This is a genomic window from Bradyrhizobium sp. USDA 4449 (assembly GCF_054056275.1).
Window position 1 is genome coordinate 7,423,125 of sequence record NZ_JBSRYD010000001.1, and the last position, 18,756, is coordinate 7,441,880.

The window sequence follows — 18,756 nt, forward strand, 5'->3', positions numbered from 1 at the left end:
TCCCCTTGGTTCTACTGGTCAGACAGACAGGAATTTCGAGATCTGCGCGGCATCGACGCCGTCGCGCGGATCGTCACGCACAATCTCGCCGTTCTCGATCACGAGCACGCGGTCGGCGATGTCCAATGCGAAGCTCAGGACCTGCTCGGAGACGACGATCGACAGGCCCCGCTCATCGCGGATGCGCTTCAACGTGCGCGCCATCTCCTTGATGATCGACGGCTGGATGCCTTCGGTCGGCTCGTCCAGCAGCAACACTTTCGGCTTGGTGGCGAGCGCGCGGGCGATCGCCAGTTGCTGTTGTTGGCCGCCGGAGAGATTGCCGCCGCGGCGGCCCTTCATCTCCAGGAGCACGGGAAACAGCTCGTAGATATCCTCCGGCACTTCCGAGCCGCCGGAGACGACGAGGCCGGTCTCGATGTTTTCCTTCACCGTCATGGTGGAGAAGATCATGCGGCCCTGCGGCACATAGGCGAGACCCTTGGCGACCCGGTCGTAGCTCGGCAGCGATCCGAGCTCGGCGCCGTCCATGGTCACCGAGCCGCTCTTGGTCGGCACGATCCCCATCAGCGACTTCATCAGAGTGGTCTTGCCCATGCCGTTGCGGCCCATGATCGCGACGATCTCGTTAGGCGCGACCGAGACGTTGAGGCCGTGCAGCACCTCGCTCTGGCCGTAGGCGACGTGAAGATCATTGATTGCCAGCATTGATGTCGCTCCTTAATGGCCGAGGTAAACTTCGATCACTTTCGGATCGTTCTTCACCTTCTCCATGGTGCCCTCGGAGAGAATCTGCCCCTGGTGCAGCACCGTAACCTTGTGAGCGATGTCCTCGACGAATTTCATGTCGTGCTCGATGACGAGCACCGAGCGATCCTTGATGAGGCGGTTGAGCAGCTCGGCGGTCTTGGCCCGCTCGGAGACGCTCATGCCGGCGACAGGCTCGTCGAGCATCAGCAGGTCCGGATCCTGGATCAGCAGCATGCCGATCTCGAGCCACTGCTTCTGGCCGTGGCTGAGCAGCGCCGCGCTCATGTTGAGCCGGTCCTTCAGGAAGATCATCTCCGCGATTTCATGGACGCGATCGCGGACGGCGGCATCGCGGGTGAAGGTCAGCGCGCCGAAGACGGTGCGGCCGCGCGGATAGGAGATCTCCAGATTCTCGAACACCGTGAGATCGTCATAGATCGACGGCGTCTGGAACTTGCGGCCCACGCCGGCCTTGACGATCTGGTTCTCCTTCAGCTTGGTCAGGTCCTTGCCGCGAAACTCGATCGAGCCCGACGTTGCTTTGGTCTTGCCGCAGATCAGGTCGAGCACGGTGGTCTTGCCGGCGCCGTTTGGACCGATGATGACCCGGATCTCGTTTTCCTCGACATAGAAGGAGAGATCGTTGACCGCCTTGAAGCCGTCGAAGGAGACGGTCAGGCCGGAGACCGCGAGCAGGAATTCCTTGGGCTGATGACCGACGAGCATAAGATCCTCCTCACTCTGCGGGTGCGCCGTCGGCGACCGAATTCTCGGTCCAGCCGGCCTTCGGCTTGCGCACACCGACCAGTCTGCTGATCCGCGGCTGGACGTAATCTCCCCAGATGCCCGCGAGACCGTTCGGGAATGCGAGCACCACTGCGATGAACAGGCCACCGAGGCCGAACAGCCAGAGCTCGGGGAACGACTCGGAAAGGCTGGTCTTGGCGAAGTTCACCAAGATCGTTCCGTAGACCGCGCCCAGGATCGAGAGGCGGCCGCCGACCGCGGTGTAGATCACCATCTCGATCGAGGGCACGATGCCGACAAAGGACGGCGACATGAACCCGACATTGAGCGCGAACATCGCGCCTCCGATCGCGGCGAAGATCGCGGCGATGCAGAAGGCGAAAATCTTGAAGTTGGCGACGCTGTAGCCCGAGAACCTGACACGGTCTTCCTGATCGCGCATCGCCACCAGGATGCGGCCGAGCTTGGAGTGGCGGACGAACTGCGCGATGAAGATGCAGGCGAACAGCAGGCCAACTTCGAAGAAATAGAGTACGATCTTGGCGTGGTCGGGACGGATGTCCCAGCCTTTCAGCGTGCGCAGATCGGTCATGCCGTTGATGCCGCCGGTGTAGCCCTGCTGCCCTACGATCAGGATGGTCAGGATCGCCGCGACCGCCTGCGTGATGATCGCGAAATAGGTGCCGCCGACGCGGCGCTTGAACATCGCAGCACCGATGACGAGGGCGAAGATGCCCGGCACCAGGATCACGGCGGCGATGGTGAAGGTCAGACTGTGGAAGGGCTTCCAGAAGAACGGCAGCGCGGTGATCTGGTTCCAGTCCATGAAATCGGGAATGCCCGGCGTCGACTGGATCTTGGTGTTCTCGACACTCGACGCCTCGAGCTTGAGAAACATCGCCATGCAGTAGCCACCGAGACCGAAGAATACGCCCTGGCCCAGACTGAGAATGCCGCCATAGCCCCAGCAGATCACGAGCCCGAGCGCGACGAAGGCATAGGTCAGGTATTTGGCAACCAAGTTGAGACGGAAGACGTCGAGGCAGAGCGGCAGGATCACGACAAGAAAGACGCCGAGCACCAGGATGCCGATCAGCTCCGAACGCGAGGTAAAGCGACTGTCGTTCATGGGTTCAGCCCCCTGCACTTTCGTTATTTGCGGACCTTGAGGGCGAACAGACCCTGCGGCCTCAGCATCAGAATTCCGACCACTGCGAGCAGCGTCAGCACCTTCGCCATCGAACCCGACATGAAAAACTCGAGCGTCGACTGGGTCTGCGAGATCGAGAAGGCCGAGGCGATGGTGCCAAGCAGGCTGGCGGCGCCGCCGAACACGACGACGAGGAAGGTGTCGACGATGTAGAGCTGGCCTGACGTCGGGCCGGTCGAGCCGATCATGGTGAAGGCGCTGCCGGCGACGCCGGCGATGCCGCAACCGAGTGCGAAGGTGTAGCGGTCGACCTTGGCGGTGTTGATACCGACGGCCCCGGCCATAATGCGGTTCTGCACGACGGCACGCACCTGGCGCCCCCAGCGCGACATGAACATGACATAGGCGACGCCGATCGTAATAAGCACCGTCAGGCCCATCACGAAAACGCCGTTGATCGGCACCTCGATGGAGTCCGTGACTCGCAGCGAGCCCAGCATCCACTGCGGCAGCTCGACACCGACCTCGCGCGCGCCGAAGATCGAGCGATAGGCCTGCTGCAACATCAGACTGAGGCCCCAGGTCGCGAGCAACGTGTCGAGCGGACGCTTGTAGAGATGCCTGATCAGCACCCATTCGACCAGCATCCCGAGCGCGCCGGAGGCGAAGAAGGCCAATATCATGGCGAGAAAGAAGTAGCCGCTGAACAGGCCGGGCAAATAGGTCTGGAAGAGATTCGACGTCATCCAGGTGACGTAGGCGCCGAGGATCATGAACTCGCCATGGGCCATGTTGATGACGCCCATCTGGCCAAAGATGATCGCAAGCCCCAGCGCCATCAGCACGTAGACGGAAAACAGGATCAGGCCGGCAAAGCCCTGCATGACGAAGATCGAGCCGAGGTCGCCAATCGAGTAGTCGCCGAACATCTGATTTCTCCATCGAGGGACAAGGTCCCGCGTCGCGAGCAAATTCGCGACGCGGGGGTCGTGAGACGCGGATTGACGGTCCGCGTCAGGGAGCTGTTGCTCGGGGGAAAAATCGCCGGGCTTATTGGTAGCCCTTCGGGAACGGATCGGGCTCGACCAGATCGGCGGTCTCGTAGATCAGCTCGAACTGACCATCGAGCTTGGCGCGGCCCACGCGGGTCTTGGACCAGAGATGATGATTCTCATGGATGCGTACGTAGCCTTCCGGCGCGCCCTTGAACTCGACGCCGGGCGATGCCGCCGCGATTTTGTCGATGTCGAACGAGCCGGCCTTCTCGACCGTCAACTTCCATAACCACGGGCCGAGATAGGCAGCCTGGGTGACGTCTCCGATCACCGTCTTCTCGCCCCACATCTTCTTGAACGCCGGGACGAACGCCTTGTTGTTGGGATTGTCGAGCGACTGGAAATACTTCATGCACGCGTAGGCGCCTGCGATGTTCTCGCCGCCGATGCCGTCGATCTCGTCCTCCGTCACCGAGATCGTGAGCAGCGCCTGCTTGGACAAATCGATGCCGGCCGCCTTGAGTTGCTTGTAGAAGGCGACGTTGGAGCCGCCGACCACGTCCGTGAAGATGACGTCGGGTTTGGTCAGCTTGATCTTGTTGATCACCGAATTGAACTGGGTGTTGCCGAGCGGGTAATATTCCTCGCCGACGACCTTGCCCTTCAGCACGTTCTCGACGTGCTTGCGCGCAATCTTGTTCGAGGTGCGCGGCCAGATATAGTCCGAGCCGATGAAGAAGAACGATTTGGCGCCCTTCTCCTTGGCGATCCAGTTCAGGCCGGCGAGAATCTGCTGGGTGGCTTCCTGCCCGGTGTAGATCACGTTCTTCGACTGCTCGAGACCCTCATAGAAGGTCGGGTAATAGAGCATGCCGTTATACTGCTCCATGACCGGCAGCACCGCCTTGCGCGAGGCCGAGGTCCAGCAGCCCATGATCGCTGCGACCTTGTCGTTGACCAGCAGCTTCTTGGCTTTCTCCGCAAACGTGGGCCAGTCGCTGGCGCCATCTTCCTGGATGAACTTGATCTTGCGGCCGAGCACGCCACCGGCAGCGTTGATCTGCTCGATCGCGAGCTTCTCGGCTTCGATCGAGCCGGTCTCCGATATCGCCATCGTGCCGGTGGCCGAGTGCAAGATGCCGACCGTCACCTCGCTATCGGTGACTGCGAGGCCCGTGGTGTTGACCGCGGAAGTTGCAGGCGCCTGCGCATAGGACGATCGCGGAAGCATGGTTATCGCGGGAACCGCCGCCATTCCCATCAGCAGCTTGCGGCGGAATGCCGACTGCAGGCCCTTGTTTGTTTCGTCTGACATGAGCACCCCATTGGTTTGACAACGCGCTTATTGGTGAGGCGAGGATTGCTCAAAATTGTGCAACGCACAGATACGTGGGATTGCGTATACTGCACCGCAAAATAGCGACGTAGGTTTTTGGTACGGACTTTGCTGACGATCAACGCCGGCAACCGGGTCAGGAGTTTTGCGCAAGTGGCAGGGCGGCAGCGGATTGACCGCGTCAGGCGACAATACAATCAATGGGTCGCCAACCAGACGCTGGAAGACTATGCGCTGCGCTTTACCGCCAAAAGCGCACGGCGCTGGTCCGCCGCCCGCGTCGCCAACACCGCCCTCGGCGCAATCTCGTTCCTGGCGCTGGAAGCGATCGGCGGCACCATCACGCTGAACTACGGCGCCAGCAACGCGACAGCAGCAATTCTGGTCGTCAGCGTCATCATCTTCCTGTGCGGCCTGCCGATTGCCTATTATGCCGCAAAATGCGGCATCGACATCGATCTGCTGACCCGTGGCGCCGGCTTCGGCTATATCGGCTCGACAATCACCTCGCTGATCTACGCCTCCTTCACCTTCATCTTCTTCGCCTTCGAGGCCGTGATCCTGGCCGCCGCGCTCGAGATGTGCTTCGGCATTCCCCGCCCGCTCGGCTATCTCATCGGCGCCATCGTCATCATCCCGCTGGTGATCTACGGCATCACGCTGATCAGCCGATTCCAGCTGTGGACGCAACCGCTGTGGGTGATCCTGCATCTGCTCCCGTTCGCGGCGATCGCCTGGGCCAATCCGCATTCCTTCGCGGAGTGGCGGGGATTTGCGGGCGACCACGGCGATCCCAACGGCCATGTTGATCTGCTGCTGTTCGGCACTGCCGCCTCGGTGGTGTTCTCGCTGGTCGCGCAGATCGGCGAACAGGTCGACTTCCTGCGCTTCCTGCCGCGCGACCGCCGCACGTCGAAGACGTCATGGTGGATTGCGCTACTCTGCGCCGGTCCAGGCTGGATCATGTTCGGAGCGCTGAAACTCCTGCTCGGCTCGTTCCTCGCCTACTTCGCTCTGAGCCATGGCGTCGGCCTCGAACAGGCGGCCGAGCCGGCCAACATGTATCTCGAAGCGTTTCGCTATGTGCTGTCGCAACCCGAACTCGCACTGGCGCTGACCGGCACGTTCGTGATCCTGTCGCAAGTCAAGATCAACGTCACCAACGCCTATGCCGGCTCGATCGCCTGGTCGAACTTCTTCTCGCGCCTGACCCATAGCCATCCCGGCCGCGTCGTCTGGCTGGTCTTCAACGTCATCGTGGCGCTGCTGCTGATGGAGATCGGTGTTTACAAGGCGCTTGAGCAGACGCTCGCATTGTATTCCAACGTCGCGATCGCCTGGGTCGGTGCGCTGGTCGCCGATCTCGTCATCAACAAGCCACTCGGTTTGCGCCCGGCGCAGATCGAGTTCAAGCGCGCGCATCTCTACGACATCAATCCGGTCGGCGTAGGCGCCATGACGATCGCGACCATCGTCTCGATCTCGGCGTTCTACGGATTGTTTGGTCCGAGCGCGAAGGCTCTGTCGGCCTTCGTGGCGCTCGTCGCCGCCTTCGTTTCAGCGCCCCTGATCGCATGGGCAACCGACGGCAAATACTACATCGCTCGCAAGCCGAAGCGGAGCTGGCAGAACGTCGAGGCGATCCGGTGCTGCATCTGCGAGCATTCGTTCGAGCCGGAGGACATGGCGTCCTGCCCCGCCTACGCCGGACCGATCTGCTCGCTGTGCTGCTCGCTCGACGCCCGCTGCCATGATCTCTGCAAGCCGCACGCACGGGCCGGTGCGCAGATATCGGGGGCGCTCGGCAAGTTGCTGCCCGAAACGATATATGCGCGGATCAACTCGCAGTTCGGCCAATACATCGGCGTGTTCGCCGTCTCGGCCGGCCTGGTCGGGCTGACGCTGGGGCTGATTTACCTGCAGACCTCGGCCACCCTACACGCGGACGCATTGCTGGCTGATGTGCTGTGGAAGGTGTTCTTCGCACTGATTATCATCATCGGCGTGGTCGTCTGGCTGTTCGTGCTGGCGCAGCAGAGCAGGCGCGCCGCTGAGGAAGAGACACGGCGGCAGACCGCGTTGCTGATCCAGGAGATCGACGCGCACAAGCGTACCGATGCCGAATTGCAGCGTGCCAAGGAGGTCGCAGAATCCGCCAACCTCGCCAAGAGCCGCTATGTGGTCGGCCTCAGCCACGAGCTACGCTCGCCGCTGAATGCGATCTCCGGCTACGCGCAACTCCTCGAGCAGGACAACAGCTTGCAGGCGCGGCCTCGCGACCAGGTCCGCGTGGTCCGTCGCAGCGCCGATCATCTCTCGGGCCTGATCGACGGAATCCTGGACATCTCCAAGATCGAAGCGGGACGGCTCTATCTCTCGCGCGACGAGGTGCGCCTCAACGACTTCCTCGATCAGCTCGTCGGCATGTTCCGCCTTCAGGCCGCCGCCAAAGGCATCGACTTCGTGTTCAAGCGGCCGGCGGTGCTGCCGGTTGTGGTCTATGCGGATGAAAAGAGGCTGCGGCAGATCCTGATTAACCTGCTGTCCAACGCGATCAAATTCACGCAAACAGGCAGCGTGAAGTTCGTCGTGCATTATCGCAGCCCGGTTGCGGAGTTCGAGGTCGTCGATACCGGACCCGGCATCCAGCCGGACGATCTCGAACGCATTTTCGCACCTTTCGAACGCGGCGCGCTCGGCGTGGCGCAGCCGCAAACCGGCACCGGCCTCGGATTGACCATCAGCCGCCTGCTCGCAGGTGTGATGGGCGGCGACATCAAGGTGACGAGCACGGCCGGCGCCGGCGCGACCTTCCGCGTCAAACTCCTGCTTTCCGAAGTGACGAACCCCCGGCGCGACGCCCCGGTGGAGGCCCCGATCCACGGCTATCTCGGCCCGCGCAAGACCATCCTGATCACCGACGACGATCCGACCCATCGCGATCTCCTGCGCGAGGTGCTGGCGCCGCTCGGCTTCATCCTGCTCAGCGCGCCCGATGGGGCCGGCTGCCTCGCGTTGGCGCAACACTGCCGGCCCGATCTGTTCCTGCTCGACATCTCCATGGCCGGCATGGACGGCTGGACCGTGGCGGAAACCCTGCGCGCCAAGGGTCATCACAGCGCGCGCATCCTGATGGTGTCGGCGAGCGCGCTGGAAGCGCACGGTGCGCCGCTGGCGCAGCCGTTCCATGACGGCTATCTGATGAAGCCGATCGACATCCCGCGGCTGCTGGAGACCATCGGCCAATTGCTCAAGCTCGAATGGCAGTACGAGGCCGACCGGGCACCGGTGCCGCTGTGGAAGCCGGAGAGCGGCTCGCGGCCGCCGGAGAAATATGTCGAGGAACTGATCGGACTTGGTCGGCTCGGCTTTGTCAGGGCGATCCAGCTCAAGCTCGACGAGATCGGCACGGAGCTGCCGGAACACGCCGATTTCGTCACCCATATGCGCGCGTTGGTCGATCGCTTCGATCTCGACCAGTACATGGCGACGCTGAAAACCTTGCAGGGCTATGATCACTGATCCCAAGATCGCAGATCCGAAGAAGCGCGACGTCGCCCTGGTCGTCGACGATTCGCCCGAGACCTTACGGCTCCTGACCGATGCGCTCGACAGCGCCGGCATGACAGTCATGGTCGCGCTCGACGGCTCTTCTGCGATGCGGATCGTCGACCAGATCACGCCCGACATCGTGCTGCTCGATGCGGTGATGCCCGGCATGGACGGTTTCGAGACCTGCCAGCGGTTGAAGCGCGATGCCGGCCTGGACGGCGTGCCGATCATCTTCATGACGGGGCTGGCCGAGACCGAGCATATCGTGCGCGGACTTGAAGCCGGCGGCGTCGACTACGTGACGAAACCGATCGTGATCGAGGAAATGCTGGCGCGGATCCGCGTCCACCTTGCCAACGCGCGGATGACGCAGAGCGCGCGCGCCGCCCTGGACGTTTCCGGGCGCTATCTGCTCGCGGTAAACAGCACGGGCAAGCTGCTGTGGGCGACACCGCAGGCGCAGAAGCTGCTGTCAGACACGCTCGCCGACACCGGAGGCTTCACCCTGCCCGAACCGATGCCGCAATGGCTCGATCAGGTGCAGAAGGGCAAAGCGGCGGCGAAAACCGCGACCATGGCTGCGTTCCCCGGCAATGAGCAACTGCGGCTGCAATTCATGGGCAAGCTCGGTCCCAACGAATTCCTGCTGCGGCTGGCCAAGGACACCAGCGGCGACATGCCCGCCGAATTCGCCAGCGAGCTCGGCCTCACCACGCGGGAGGGCGAGGTGCTGTCCTGGCTCTCCAAGGGCAAAACCAACCGCGACATCGCGCAGATTTTGGGATTGAGCCCCCGCACCGTCGACAAGCATCTCGAGCAGATCTATTCCAAGCTCGGCGTCGAAAACCGCACCGCGGCGGCCTCGATCGCAACCCGTGCAAACCGGCGCAGTCAGTAAAGCGCATCCTTTAATTTAGCGAAGCATCGCTCCCCATCGGCAAGACTGCCGTAGTCCGAAAGCCGCCGATCCAGGGCGAAACGAATCGCCGATTTTGCGCCGCATCATTGGCAGTGTCACGGAACGCTCAATTTTTGAGCGTGCAACCCCGGCAAACCTCGGGCTTAATCGGGCCAACGTCGAATCGTGCTCACGAATGGTGGGTGAGAAAACGAAGACATCTGGCGGAGGATCGGATGCGGCGGCTCGCGGAGGTAGCTCTACTGGCGATCGTCTCCACGTTGACCGGCACGGCGCTCGCTTTCGACAACGGGCAATACGACAACGTTGCGCCTGACATCCGCGCGTGGTTCAAGGCCGTGACGGCACCGAATGGCGTGCCCTGCTGCGACATCTCCGACGGACATCGCACCGATTATGATTTTCGTGCCGGCGCTTATTGGGTTCCAATCGAAGGGCAGTGGATGGCAGTACCCGAGCGGGCCGTGATCCGCGATCGCGGCAATCCGATCGGTCAGGCCGTGGTGTGGTACGTGCATCACCGCGGCAACATCATCATCAGCTGTTTTGTGCCGGCAGATGCGGTGTGAATTCACCGCGCGCCTTGACCCTCTCGGTGACACGACGGGTATGAAAGCTCAAGGGCCGGCCAGCTCACCCCGTTTGCTCGACGCCCTATCAGCGACGTCTTGTTCGGTGAGAAGATTTGCCTCCGTGAAAGCCTAGGCATCGGCAAGAATCGCGAAAGATACGGATCTGGCAAGTCGAGCGGATGCCGGGGGCAGCACCTACCATCTGGCGATCAAGCGCAAACTCTCCGTCCCTCTCATCTGACCGCAATCACTCTGCAATGGGATCAATCCCTCTGGGGCAGCGCCGCGCCCGCTGACTACCATCCATGTGTCGACGCCAATCAACGAGCGGGGAGACAAGTGATGGTTTGGAACATTCTGGTCAGCCAATCTGCGACACTCGCGTCGCGGCCTAGAGTCCTCAGAACAACCTTCATGTGCGCCCTTTCAGCGGCGGTTCGCTTTGCTTCGACAATCGAGGCAGGACAGAAGATCACGGCGCCGCCGGTCAATGCGCACAATCCCACGGTCTCGATCACGACCGGGGACAGCGTTCCGCTCTTTTGCAGGAACTTGCGGCGGAAGCGCTCCCAGCCGACCGTCTTTCTGCACCAGAAAAATTGCCGCGCATGGCCACTGTAGCAAGTCGATCGGATAAATCGCCATGATCCGGTCCCAAGCCGTCAAGCATGCGTCGATCGTCGGCGCGATGAGAGCCATCACCGGGACCTCCTCGGCACGCGCGTGCTTTGCCGCGGGACTCTGCGTCCGGGGAACCTACATCCCCTCGGATCGAGCCGACGAGGTCACCAGATCCCGGAGCTTCACAAGGCCATCACGCGTGCTTGCGCGCTTCTCTGTTGACGGCAAGCTCAACCGATCGGAGGGCGGCAATCTCGTCCTGCGCGGCTTCAGCTTCAGACTCGGAGACGCTGATCATTGCTCGCAAATTCTTACGCAAAGCGCCCCGGTTCATTATGCGAGGACGCTCGACCAGATGCTGGCGTTCCTCGAAGTGCGGACGCCGCGAGCGAGCGGGAGGCCGGATCCGGCGAAAATCAAGGCATTCTCCGCTGCCAATCCCGAAACGCGGCACCAGGCGGACTACATCGCCGCCCATCCGCTGCCCCCGAGCTTCGCCGACACGACCTACTGGGCGGTCCACGCTTTCCCGGCGATCAATGTGCGCGGCGAGAGGCAGTTGATCAAATTCAAGGTTGCTCCTGTCGGCGGCGGCACTGCGCGGATTGAAAGTGAGGGCAACCCGATGTCGACGGACGCCCTCGAGGCCGATCTCCAAAAACGGATCGCGACGAGCGATATCCGGTTCAGCCTGATGGCACTGCTCGGGCGGCCCGATGACCCTGCGCTCGACGTCACGATCCGATGGCCCGATGAGGACAGCCGCGAAGCCGTGCGGCTCGGAACGATCGTTGTCACTGCACTTGAAGCGAACGAGACGTGCGACGCGACTGTATTCGACCCGGCAAACCTGGCCGAGGGCATCGACCATCCGCCGGACGAGATCTTTGCAGCTCGCCGCGCGGCCTACGCAATCCCCCTGGCTCGGCGCCGTTGATCAGCCGATCACGCCTCGCCGTCCCGCATCCCAAGCGCTTCCCGGCGCCATGCCGCCGGGCTCACGCCGACCTGCGCCGAGAACACCTTTGTAAAATGGCTCTGGTTGGCGAACCCGGCCGATATCGCAATCTCGGAGAGTGGCAGGTCGCGCACGCTCATCAATTGCTTGGCCGCCTTCACGCGCTGGCGCAGCAGCCATTGGTGCGGCGGTAGCCCGGTGGAGATACGAAATGCGCGCGAGAAATGGCTGACCGACAGACCAAGTTCGGCCGCGACCTGTTGCAGTGAAAACTGTCCGCCGAGATCGGAGTCGAGCCTCTCGCAGGATCGCTTCACCTGCCATGGGGCAAGGCCGCCGCGGGCCGATTCGGTGGTGCGCTGCCATCCGCCATAGGTCTGGGCAATATGCGCAGTGAACGCGAGCATCATATGATCGATAAAGAGCTGATTGGCCTCGGCTGGCCGGCGCAGCGCTTCCATCATCGAGGCGCCGATATGGCGCATGATCTCGTCCTCGTGGCCGACGCCGAACTGACAGGCGAGATCGCCGATGCGGGGCGCCCGGGATTCGCGGGCGAACCCATCAAGTGCCGAACGCGGAAGATAGAAATGCAGGGAGTGGAACGGCTTGTCGATGATAAATCCCGGATCGCTCCTGAGGTCGTACAGATATGTCGTACCGGCTTTGACATCGACCTTCGCGAAACACTTGCCGCGGTCCCAGAGCTCGCAATCCGGGTAGTTGTGAAGCTTCAAGCTGACGAAATAGGCCTCATCGGCCACCGAGCCGGAACGGCCTGGCACGGGGTTATCATTCCGGGTTTCGGTGACCGCGAGTTCGATCCCCCGCCGTGAACGCGTGATCAAGGAAGGCGGCGCATCCCTCAGATGCATCTGCTGCCTGACCCTCTGTCCGAAGGTGCTTGCGTACGCCATTGATCGACCCGTTCGTGGAGTTTCGACCGGCAGCTTGTCCTTGTTTCGCCGCCGGAATTTGACACGCAGTATCCGGTATTCGAGTGCGGTCGTCTAGGTCGACAGCGGCCTGCATCGCGACTGCAAGGACCGGCTGTCTCAACTGTCACAAGGCGATTTTCGGAAGCGATTTCATTGATATTCGCGCTTGGTCGCGGCTCTTGGCCGTTCGTCGATCTGGCAAGACGTCTGCCGCAGCTGATCACGAAATCTCGAACTTGGGCGCATTGAGCAGAATCGGGAAAGCCAGCGCCGATTTGGGAAAGACCCCGTCGTTGTCCGAGCTTAGAACACGCGCCCACCGGCCACGGCGTCTGGCGCATCAGTACGGCCCACAAGAAGCGATGGCTTCACGCCGTTCCGCGATCACGCCTGGCGGCGCAAGTGTGACGCCCCTGAAGCGAGCACCTCCAATGAGCGAACCGACCTCCCACGATTCTGCGCTTGAAAATGCAGTGACCGTTTCCGAGCGGAGCCGGGACCAACCGGCGACTACGGGGCGGCGTACCGCCGATGCAGAGATGGCGCGCGTGCTCCACACCACACCGTTTCGCATGGCGTTGGACGCCTCCGGCGCGGGGATCGCCCACTGGAAACATGAGCCACTGCACGACATCGTAGAGCCCATGAGCCACCACGTTATCATGGCTTATAATGGCGCGACGCAGCACATGGAGCGGCGGTCAGGAAGGTCGGTTGCGACGGGCACGTTTCGTCGCGGGGTCGTGATCCTCATTCCCGAGGGATCAAGCTCCCGATGGGATATTCCGAAGCCCGTCGACGTCGTTCAACTCTATCTGCCGCACGCAACGCTGAAGCGCGTTGCCGACGAAGCGGTAACCGGCACACTGACCGATCTCCTGGAGCGGACGGCGCATCCGGATCCCATTACTTCCCGATTGCTCCTGAGCACGGTGACCGCCCTGGAGAACAATGGCGCCCTGGATAATCTGTTCAGACATCAGCTCATAGACCTCTTGGCCATGCGCCTCCTGGCTGCGCACACCGGCTCGCCAACGACATTCCAGCCGATCGTCGGCGGGCTTGCGCCGAAGGTCCTGGGCCGCGCCATCGAACGCTTGCGCTCGGACAGCGACACGGACGTCTCGCTCGACGCCCTCGCCTCCGATGCCGGCCTGTCGCGCTCCCATTTTTGTCGCGCGTTCAAGGAGAGCGCTGGGCTTTCACCCCACGGTTGGCTGCGCCAACACCGGCTCCAGCAGGCCATGAACATGCTTCGCGACACCGACGCATCGATCGCCATGGTGGCAGCAGAGCTTGGCTATGCTTCGCAAACGGCTTTCGCCGCAGCGTTCAGGCGATTGAGCGGCGAAACGCCCAGCGATTGGCGGCGGAAGATGCGCTAGCAACAATCGCTTTGGACAGCGAAGTGCCTTCCGGCTGCGAGGACAGCTCCATGAACAAACCGGTCACGCACGATCCTTTGGGAGCTCTGCTTGCCGAACCAACCGCGCGCCCGGGCACCTCGCCGGCCGTCGACAGACGGCCTGCGGATGCGGAGATGGCCCGCATCCTCAAGACCACCCCGCTCCAGATTGCCTCGGACCCATCCAATGGCGGCATCGCACATTGGAAGCACGGGGCTCTGCACGACGTTGTCGAGCCCATGACCGACCATGTCATCATGGCTTACCCCACAGGCGTTCAGCGCCTGGAGCGACGCACCGGGAAATCGGTCGCGGTTGGAACGGCGCGCTCCGGAGTTATGACCATCATTCCCGCGGGCTCAAGCGCGAGATGGGATATTCCCGGACCCGTCGATGTCGTCCAACTGTATCTTCCGCATACGACGCTTGAACGCATTGCCCGCGAAGCCGAGGCGCCAGCTCCCGGAGATCTTCTAGAGCGCACCGGGCATCCCGACCTCGTCACATCCGGTTTGCTGATGAGTGCGGCCGATGCCTTGGAGGGCAATGCCGTGCTGGACGCCCTGTTCAGGCAGCGACTGACTGATCTCCTTGCGACGCGCATCCTGGCTGAGCACTCGGGCGTACCAACCGTCTTCGCACCGATCTCGGGCGGACTGGCACCCCATGCTCTGCGACGCGCGATCGAACGATTGCGTTCGGACAGCGACGCTGACGTCTCTCTGGCGGCACTGGCCTCGGATGCCAATCTGTCACGTTTCCATTTTTGTCGCGCCTTCAAGGAAAGCACCGGTCTTTCGCCTCATGCCTGGCTACGCCAGCAGCGGCTCGAGCGTGCCATGAACCTGCTCAAGGAGTCGGATGCGCCTATCGACTCGGTGGCAAAGGAGCTCGGTTACGCGTCCCAAACCGCGTTCACCGCGGCATTCAGGAAGCTGACGGGCGAGACTCCGAGCGATTGGCGCAGGCGCATGCGCTGACAGCAATCTCTCTGCAACCGCATCAATCGCTCTGGCGCAGCAAAAGCAGCAATCCGGTAGACGTACGGCATCGAACACCGATAACGGATGGAGACGAACAATGGCTTGGAAGCACTGTGTCGCCCTCCTTGCGAGCGTCCCGCCACGGAGGGTCATCGCGACAGCGATGGTCTATGGACTGTCACTCAGCGTCCGCTTCACATCGGCAACGGGCGAGGAAGTGGACATTTCGCCAGGTGCTACGGCGTCGGTCGTCAGCAGAGACGAAGCCCTCACCTTCCACGACGGCTGGCCGCTGCGTAGCAATGAGCCGATCGCGCTTCAGCTCGGCCGGCCCATGGCGTCGCGAGACTGTCACGCAGCATGCGAGCGCTCGACGACCCCAACACCGGACTGCGGCGCTCCGTAAGCACCCGGCAAATCTTCGCTTTACATCTACGCGCCGTCGCTGATCGCGGCAAGCTCTCCCTTATCCGGGAGCGGCGGTGGTGACGCGCGTGTCCGAGACCAAACCAGAGGAGTAGATCAAATGCGACTTGTCATCATTGGCGCCGGCTTCGCCGGCATGTATGCCGCGCTCTCCGCAGCCCGCCTACGCGACATCAGGGGCACCACGCCCAAGGAGCTCGAGATCGCGCTGGTTGCGCCCGAGCCGACCCTGGTGGTCCGTCCGCGGCTCTATGAAGCCAAACCCGAAACCCTGACCGCACCTCTTGCGGCGGTTCTCAACGCCATCGACGTCATCTACGTACAAGGCAGCGCCGAGACGATTGACACCAAGTCGCGCGCGGTAGGTATCGTCACTGCGGAGGGCGCTAAGAAGCAGCTCTGCTACGATCGGCTGGTCGTCGCGACTGGCAGCCGGCTGTTCCGCCCGAATGTTCCCGGCCTTTCCGAACACGGCTTCAGCGTCGACCAGCTCGACGATGCGATCGAGCTCGACAAGCATCTGCATAGCCTCGCCGACCGGCCCGCCGTGAATGGACGCGACACGGTCGTCGTCGCCGGCGGCGGCTTCACCGGCATCGAGGCGGCGACCGAAATGCCGGCGCGGCTTCGTGCGATCCTCGGCAAGGATGCAAAGCCACGCGTCGTGATAGTCGATCGCAGCAAGGCGATCGCTCCCGACATGGGCTCAGATTCCCGCCCCGTCATCGAGAACGCACTGAAGAAGCTCGGCATCGAGACCCGGATCGGTGCCGGCGTCGAATCGCTCGACGGATCCGGCGTCTTGCTCTCCACCGGCGAACGCATCGAGACCGAGACGGTGATATGGGCCGCCGGCATGCGCGCCGCTCCGTTGACCGCACAGATCCCGGCCGAGCGCGACAAGCTGGGCCGGCTGCTGGTGGACCGCGACTTGCGCGTGCCAGGCGTCGCGGGGGTATTTGCTACCGGCGATGCCGCTCGCGCCGCGTGCGATGATGCCGGCAACTACGCGCTGATGTCCTGCCAGCACGCGCTGCGCATGGGTGCTTTTGCCGGCAACAACGCCGCCGCCGAGCTTCTGGGCCTGCCGACCAAACCCTATCACCAAGTCGAATACGCCACCTGCCTCGATCTCGGAGAGGCGGGCGCGATCTTCACGCTCGGCTGGGAGCGGAAACTGAAACTGGTCGGAGACGAGGCGAAGAAGACCAAGCAGCAGATCAACACGGTGTGGATCTACCCGCCACGCGCCGAGCGCGCCGCGGCGCTGGCATCAGCCGATCCGGAGCACGTCGGCGAGCTGTAGGAAACCATCGGGCCGCGCTTCTCTCGAAGGGCGCGGCCCGATCAAAAGCGTTCAACCAGGATCTGATCCGATGAAACAGGACACCGTGCGTACAACGGCATTCGCGATGCCGCTCACCAATCCGGCCTTCCCTCCGGGTCCCTACCGCTTCGTCAATCGCGAATACTTCATCATTCAGTACCGTACCGATCCCGAAGCGCTCCGCCGGATCGTGCCGGAGCCGCTGGAGGTAACCGACTCTGTGGTGAACTACGAATTCATCCGCATGCCGGACTCGACCGGTTTCGGCGACTACACCGAAAGCGGACAGGTCATCCCGGTGTCGTATCGAGGCCAGGCCGGTAGCTTTACCCATCAGATGTTCCTCAATGACCATCCGCCGATCGCGGGAGGTCGCGAGCTGTGGGGCTTTCCCAAGAAGCTCGCCCAACCGAAACTCGCGGTTGAGATCGATACGCTCGTCGGCACTCTGCACTATGGCTCGGTCCGCATCGCGACCGGCACGATGGGCTACAAGCACCGTGCCCTCGACACTGTTGCTGAAGCCAACAAGCTCGCCGCACCCAACTTCCTGCTCAAGATCATCCCACATGTCGACGGCACGCCGCGCATCTGCGAGCTGGTGCGATATCACCTCGAAGACATCGCGGTGAAAGGTGCTTGGACGGGACCAGCCGCACTGGACTTGTATTCGCATGCACTTGCTCCCGTCGCCGAGTTGCCGGTTCTTCAAGTGTTGTCAGCCAAGCACCTCGTCGCCGATCTCACGCTCGGGATGGGTACCGTGGTCCACGACTACCTGTCACCAGGCCGGGGCGCACGGCGGCGCGAATCCGAAATCTTGATCGAAGCAAACGCGGGCTGACCGGATCAGCCGCGATATCGGGAGTTTGCAACATGTTGAATGTGATGCGTGAGCAGACGAGTGCCGCGGCAGAGCCCTCGAGGCCTTTGCCCTACGATGTCGTCGCATTGGTCTTGCAAGGCGGCGGAGCGCTGGGAGCGTATCAGGCTGGAGTCTATGAGGGCCTGCACGAGGCCGGCATCCGGCCGAACTGGATCGCCGGCATTTCGATCGGAGCACTCAATGCTGCCATTATCGCGGGCTCGCCAGAAGCTGAGCGGGTGGAGCGCCTGCGCGAGTTCTGGGAGACCATCTGTGCCTGTCCGACGGGATGGCCGGCCGGCGAAGGGTTGGGCGATGCGTTGCCGTTCGCATTCGACATGCGCTCGCTGAATAACGCCTTTGCCGCGATGCGGGCGCTATTTCACGGACAGCCCGGCTTCTTCAAGCCGCGCTTTCCCTCGCCGTTCTGGTCGCCCTTCTCGGGTGAAGCAGCGACGAGCTTCTACGACACAGCTCCGTTGAGCCGGACGCTGGAACGGCTCGTCGATTTTGATCGCTTGAACGCGGGCGAGGTTCGGGTCAGCGTCGGCGCGGTCAACGTACGGAGCGGTAATCTCACCTATTTTGACACCGCCGAGGGCCGCCTGGGACCGAAGCATTTCATGGCATCCGGTGCCTTGCCGCCGGCATTTCCCGCAGTCGAGATCGAAGGCGAGCACTACTGGGATGGCGGCGTGGCGTGGAACACGCCCCTTTCTCGCGTGCTCTCTAGCGAACCGGCCGAGACGCTGACGTTCCAGGTTGATCTCTGGTCCGCACAGGGTCGTGTGCCGCACGACATGATGGAGGTGTCGAGCCGCCAGAAGGACATTCAATATTCGAGCCGAACGCGCGCCATTACAAATCAGGCCCTGCGGATGCAGGAGATGCGCCGGGCATTGCAACAAGCGATCAAGAAACTGCCGGAGAGCGCGCAGCGGGACCCGGAAATGCGGGGCATCGCCGATTTGGCTCGCCACAGCTCCCACAACATCATTCACCTGATCTACCAGTCCAAGACCTACGAGGGCCACTCGAAGGATTACGAGTTCGGGCTGAACGCGATGCGAGCGCATTGGCAAAGCGGCCTGGAGGACATCCGCCGCACGCTGGCCGAACCGCGTCGCCTGGATCTGCCGCCTCCCGAGCTCGGCATCGTCACGCATGACGTCCATCGCCACGATTGAAGATTTAACCGCCCACGTAGTTTG

General features: G+C 62.5%; 16 protein-coding genes. 9 read left to right on the forward strand and 7 right to left on the reverse strand.

Annotated elements, in window-relative coordinates; genetic code table 11:
• Positions 1 to 18: 18 nt before the first annotated feature.
• From urtE to urtA, 5 genes are all read right to left on the reverse strand, one after another.
• The gene (gene urtE / locus ACVIIW_RS35040) at positions 19 to 708 is read right to left on the reverse strand and encodes an urea ABC transporter ATP-binding subunit UrtE (RefSeq protein ID WP_456704878.1); all 690 of its coding nucleotides are present in this window, start codon (positions 706 to 708) and stop codon (positions 19 to 21) included.
• Between the two features lie 12 nt (positions 709 to 720).
• A complete protein-coding gene (gene urtD, locus ACVIIW_RS35045; RefSeq protein ID WP_456704879.1) occupies positions 721 to 1,476 on the reverse strand; it encodes an urea ABC transporter ATP-binding protein UrtD in 756 nt (251 codons plus the stop codon).
• A gap of 10 nt (positions 1,477 to 1,486) precedes the next feature.
• Positions 1,487 to 2,626, reverse strand: a complete 1,140-nt coding sequence (gene urtC / locus ACVIIW_RS35050) for an urea ABC transporter permease subunit UrtC (RefSeq protein WP_456704880.1) — start codon at positions 2,624 to 2,626, stop codon at positions 1,487 to 1,489.
• A 23-nt stretch (positions 2,627 to 2,649) separates the two neighbouring features.
• On the reverse strand, positions 2,650 to 3,576 hold the full coding sequence (gene urtB / locus ACVIIW_RS35055) for an urea ABC transporter permease subunit UrtB (RefSeq protein WP_092239710.1): 927 nt from the start codon (positions 3,574 to 3,576) through the stop codon (positions 2,650 to 2,652).
• Positions 3,577 to 3,697: 121 nt separating this feature from the next.
• On the reverse strand, positions 3,698 to 4,957 hold the full coding sequence (gene urtA / locus ACVIIW_RS35060; RefSeq protein WP_456704881.1) for an urea ABC transporter substrate-binding protein: 1,260 nt from the start codon (positions 4,955 to 4,957) through the stop codon (positions 3,698 to 3,700).
• A 174-nt stretch (positions 4,958 to 5,131) separates the two neighbouring features.
• Between urtA and ACVIIW_RS35065 the strand changes: the two genes are divergently transcribed.
• The 3 genes from ACVIIW_RS35065 to ACVIIW_RS35075 all read left to right on the forward strand — a co-directional run bounded on the left by ACVIIW_RS35065 (position 5,132) and on the right by ACVIIW_RS35075 (position 10,018).
• Positions 5,132 to 8,500, forward strand: coding sequence for a hybrid sensor histidine kinase/response regulator (locus ACVIIW_RS35065; RefSeq protein ID WP_456704882.1), 3,369 nt, complete (start codon positions 5,132 to 5,134; stop codon positions 8,498 to 8,500).
• Complete coding sequence (locus tag ACVIIW_RS35070) at positions 8,490 to 9,428, forward strand: response regulator (RefSeq protein ID WP_456704883.1); 939 nt, start codon at positions 8,490 to 8,492, stop codon at positions 9,426 to 9,428. Before ACVIIW_RS35065 ends, ACVIIW_RS35070 begins: the two co-directional genes overlap by 11 nt.
• Positions 9,429 to 9,664: 236 nt before the next feature.
• Positions 9,665 to 10,018, forward strand: coding sequence for a hypothetical protein (locus tag ACVIIW_RS35075; RefSeq protein ID WP_456704884.1), 354 nt, complete (start codon positions 9,665 to 9,667; stop codon positions 10,016 to 10,018).
• 429 nt (positions 10,019 to 10,447) lie between these two features.
• On the opposite strand, the gene ACVIIW_RS35080 is transcribed toward ACVIIW_RS35075, so the two are convergent.
• Complete coding sequence (locus tag ACVIIW_RS35080) at positions 10,448 to 10,720, reverse strand: hypothetical protein (protein WP_456705371.1); 273 nt, start codon at positions 10,718 to 10,720, stop codon at positions 10,448 to 10,450.
• On the opposite strand from ACVIIW_RS35080, the gene ACVIIW_RS35085 reads away from it, so the two are divergent.
• Entirely contained in the window at positions 10,710 to 11,579 is an 870-nt protein-coding gene (locus tag ACVIIW_RS35085; RefSeq protein WP_456705343.1) for a catalase, read from the forward strand. The two genes, ACVIIW_RS35080 and ACVIIW_RS35085, sit on opposite strands and share 11 nt — an antisense overlap.
• 8 nt (positions 11,580 to 11,587) lie before the next feature.
• On the opposite strand, the gene ACVIIW_RS35090 is transcribed toward ACVIIW_RS35085, so the two are convergent.
• Positions 11,588 to 12,517, reverse strand: coding sequence for a helix-turn-helix domain-containing protein (locus tag ACVIIW_RS35090; RefSeq protein WP_456704885.1), 930 nt, complete (start codon positions 12,515 to 12,517; stop codon positions 11,588 to 11,590).
• 452 nt (positions 12,518 to 12,969) lie between these two features.
• Here ACVIIW_RS35090 and ACVIIW_RS35095 point away from each other — a divergent pair, with 452 nt between their 5' ends.
• From ACVIIW_RS35095 to ACVIIW_RS35115, 5 genes are all read left to right on the forward strand, one after another.
• The gene (locus ACVIIW_RS35095; RefSeq protein WP_456704886.1) at positions 12,970 to 13,923 is read left to right on the forward strand and encodes a helix-turn-helix transcriptional regulator; all 954 of its coding nucleotides are present in this window, start codon (positions 12,970 to 12,972) and stop codon (positions 13,921 to 13,923) included.
• Positions 13,924 to 13,973: 50 nt separating this feature from the next.
• Positions 13,974 to 14,924 (forward strand): helix-turn-helix domain-containing protein, encoded by a 951-nt coding sequence (locus ACVIIW_RS35100; RefSeq protein WP_456704887.1) that lies wholly within the window; start codon positions 13,974 to 13,976, stop codon positions 14,922 to 14,924.
• Positions 14,925 to 15,453: 529 nt separating this feature from the next.
• Positions 15,454 to 16,659, forward strand: a complete 1,206-nt coding sequence (locus tag ACVIIW_RS35105) for an NAD(P)/FAD-dependent oxidoreductase (protein ID WP_456704888.1) — start codon at positions 15,454 to 15,456, stop codon at positions 16,657 to 16,659.
• Positions 16,660 to 16,729: 70 nt separating this feature from the next.
• Entirely contained in the window at positions 16,730 to 17,524 is a 795-nt protein-coding gene (locus ACVIIW_RS35110; protein ID WP_456704889.1) for an acetoacetate decarboxylase, read from the forward strand.
• Positions 17,525 to 17,556: 32 nt separating this feature from the next.
• On the forward strand, positions 17,557 to 18,732 hold the full coding sequence (locus tag ACVIIW_RS35115) for a patatin-like phospholipase family protein (protein ID WP_456704890.1): 1,176 nt from the start codon (positions 17,557 to 17,559) through the stop codon (positions 18,730 to 18,732).
• Positions 18,733 to 18,756: the final 24 nt, after the last annotated feature.

What these genes read in the sequence shown, in the direction of transcription:
- ACVIIW_RS35080 (WP_456705371.1), bottom strand. Translation starts at nt 10,720, where the DNA reads ATGGCTCTCATCGCGCCGACGATCGACGCATGCTTGACGGCTTGGGAC.
- ACVIIW_RS35090 (WP_456704885.1), bottom strand. Translation starts at nt 12,517, where the DNA reads ATGGCGTACGCAAGCACCTTCGGACAGAGGGTCAGGCAGCAGATGCAT.
- ACVIIW_RS35070 (WP_456704883.1), top strand. Translation starts at nt 8,490, where the DNA reads ATGATCACTGATCCCAAGATCGCAGATCCGAAGAAGCGCGACGTCGCC.
- ACVIIW_RS35095 (WP_456704886.1), top strand. Translation starts at nt 12,970, where the DNA reads ATGAGCGAACCGACCTCCCACGATTCTGCGCTTGAAAATGCAGTGACC.
- urtA (WP_456704881.1), bottom strand. Translation starts at nt 4,957, where the DNA reads ATGTCAGACGAAACAAACAAGGGCCTGCAGTCGGCATTCCGCCGCAAG.
- ACVIIW_RS35110 (WP_456704889.1), top strand. Translation starts at nt 16,730, where the DNA reads ATGAAACAGGACACCGTGCGTACAACGGCATTCGCGATGCCGCTCACC.
- ACVIIW_RS35075 (WP_456704884.1), top strand. Translation starts at nt 9,665, where the DNA reads ATGCGGCGGCTCGCGGAGGTAGCTCTACTGGCGATCGTCTCCACGTTG.
- ACVIIW_RS35105 (WP_456704888.1), top strand. Translation starts at nt 15,454, where the DNA reads ATGCGACTTGTCATCATTGGCGCCGGCTTCGCCGGCATGTATGCCGCG.
- ACVIIW_RS35115 (WP_456704890.1), top strand. Translation starts at nt 17,557, where the DNA reads ATGTTGAATGTGATGCGTGAGCAGACGAGTGCCGCGGCAGAGCCCTCG.
- urtC (WP_456704880.1), bottom strand. Translation starts at nt 2,626, where the DNA reads ATGAACGACAGTCGCTTTACCTCGCGTTCGGAGCTGATCGGCATCCTG.
- ACVIIW_RS35100 (WP_456704887.1), top strand. Translation starts at nt 13,974, where the DNA reads ATGAACAAACCGGTCACGCACGATCCTTTGGGAGCTCTGCTTGCCGAA.
- ACVIIW_RS35085 (WP_456705343.1), top strand. Translation starts at nt 10,710, where the DNA reads ATGAGAGCCATCACCGGGACCTCCTCGGCACGCGCGTGCTTTGCCGCG.
- urtE (WP_456704878.1), bottom strand. Translation starts at nt 708, where the DNA reads ATGCTGGCAATCAATGATCTTCACGTCGCCTACGGCCAGAGCGAGGTG.
- urtD (WP_456704879.1), bottom strand. Translation starts at nt 1,476, where the DNA reads ATGCTCGTCGGTCATCAGCCCAAGGAATTCCTGCTCGCGGTCTCCGGC.
- urtB (WP_092239710.1), bottom strand. Translation starts at nt 3,576, where the DNA reads ATGTTCGGCGACTACTCGATTGGCGACCTCGGCTCGATCTTCGTCATG.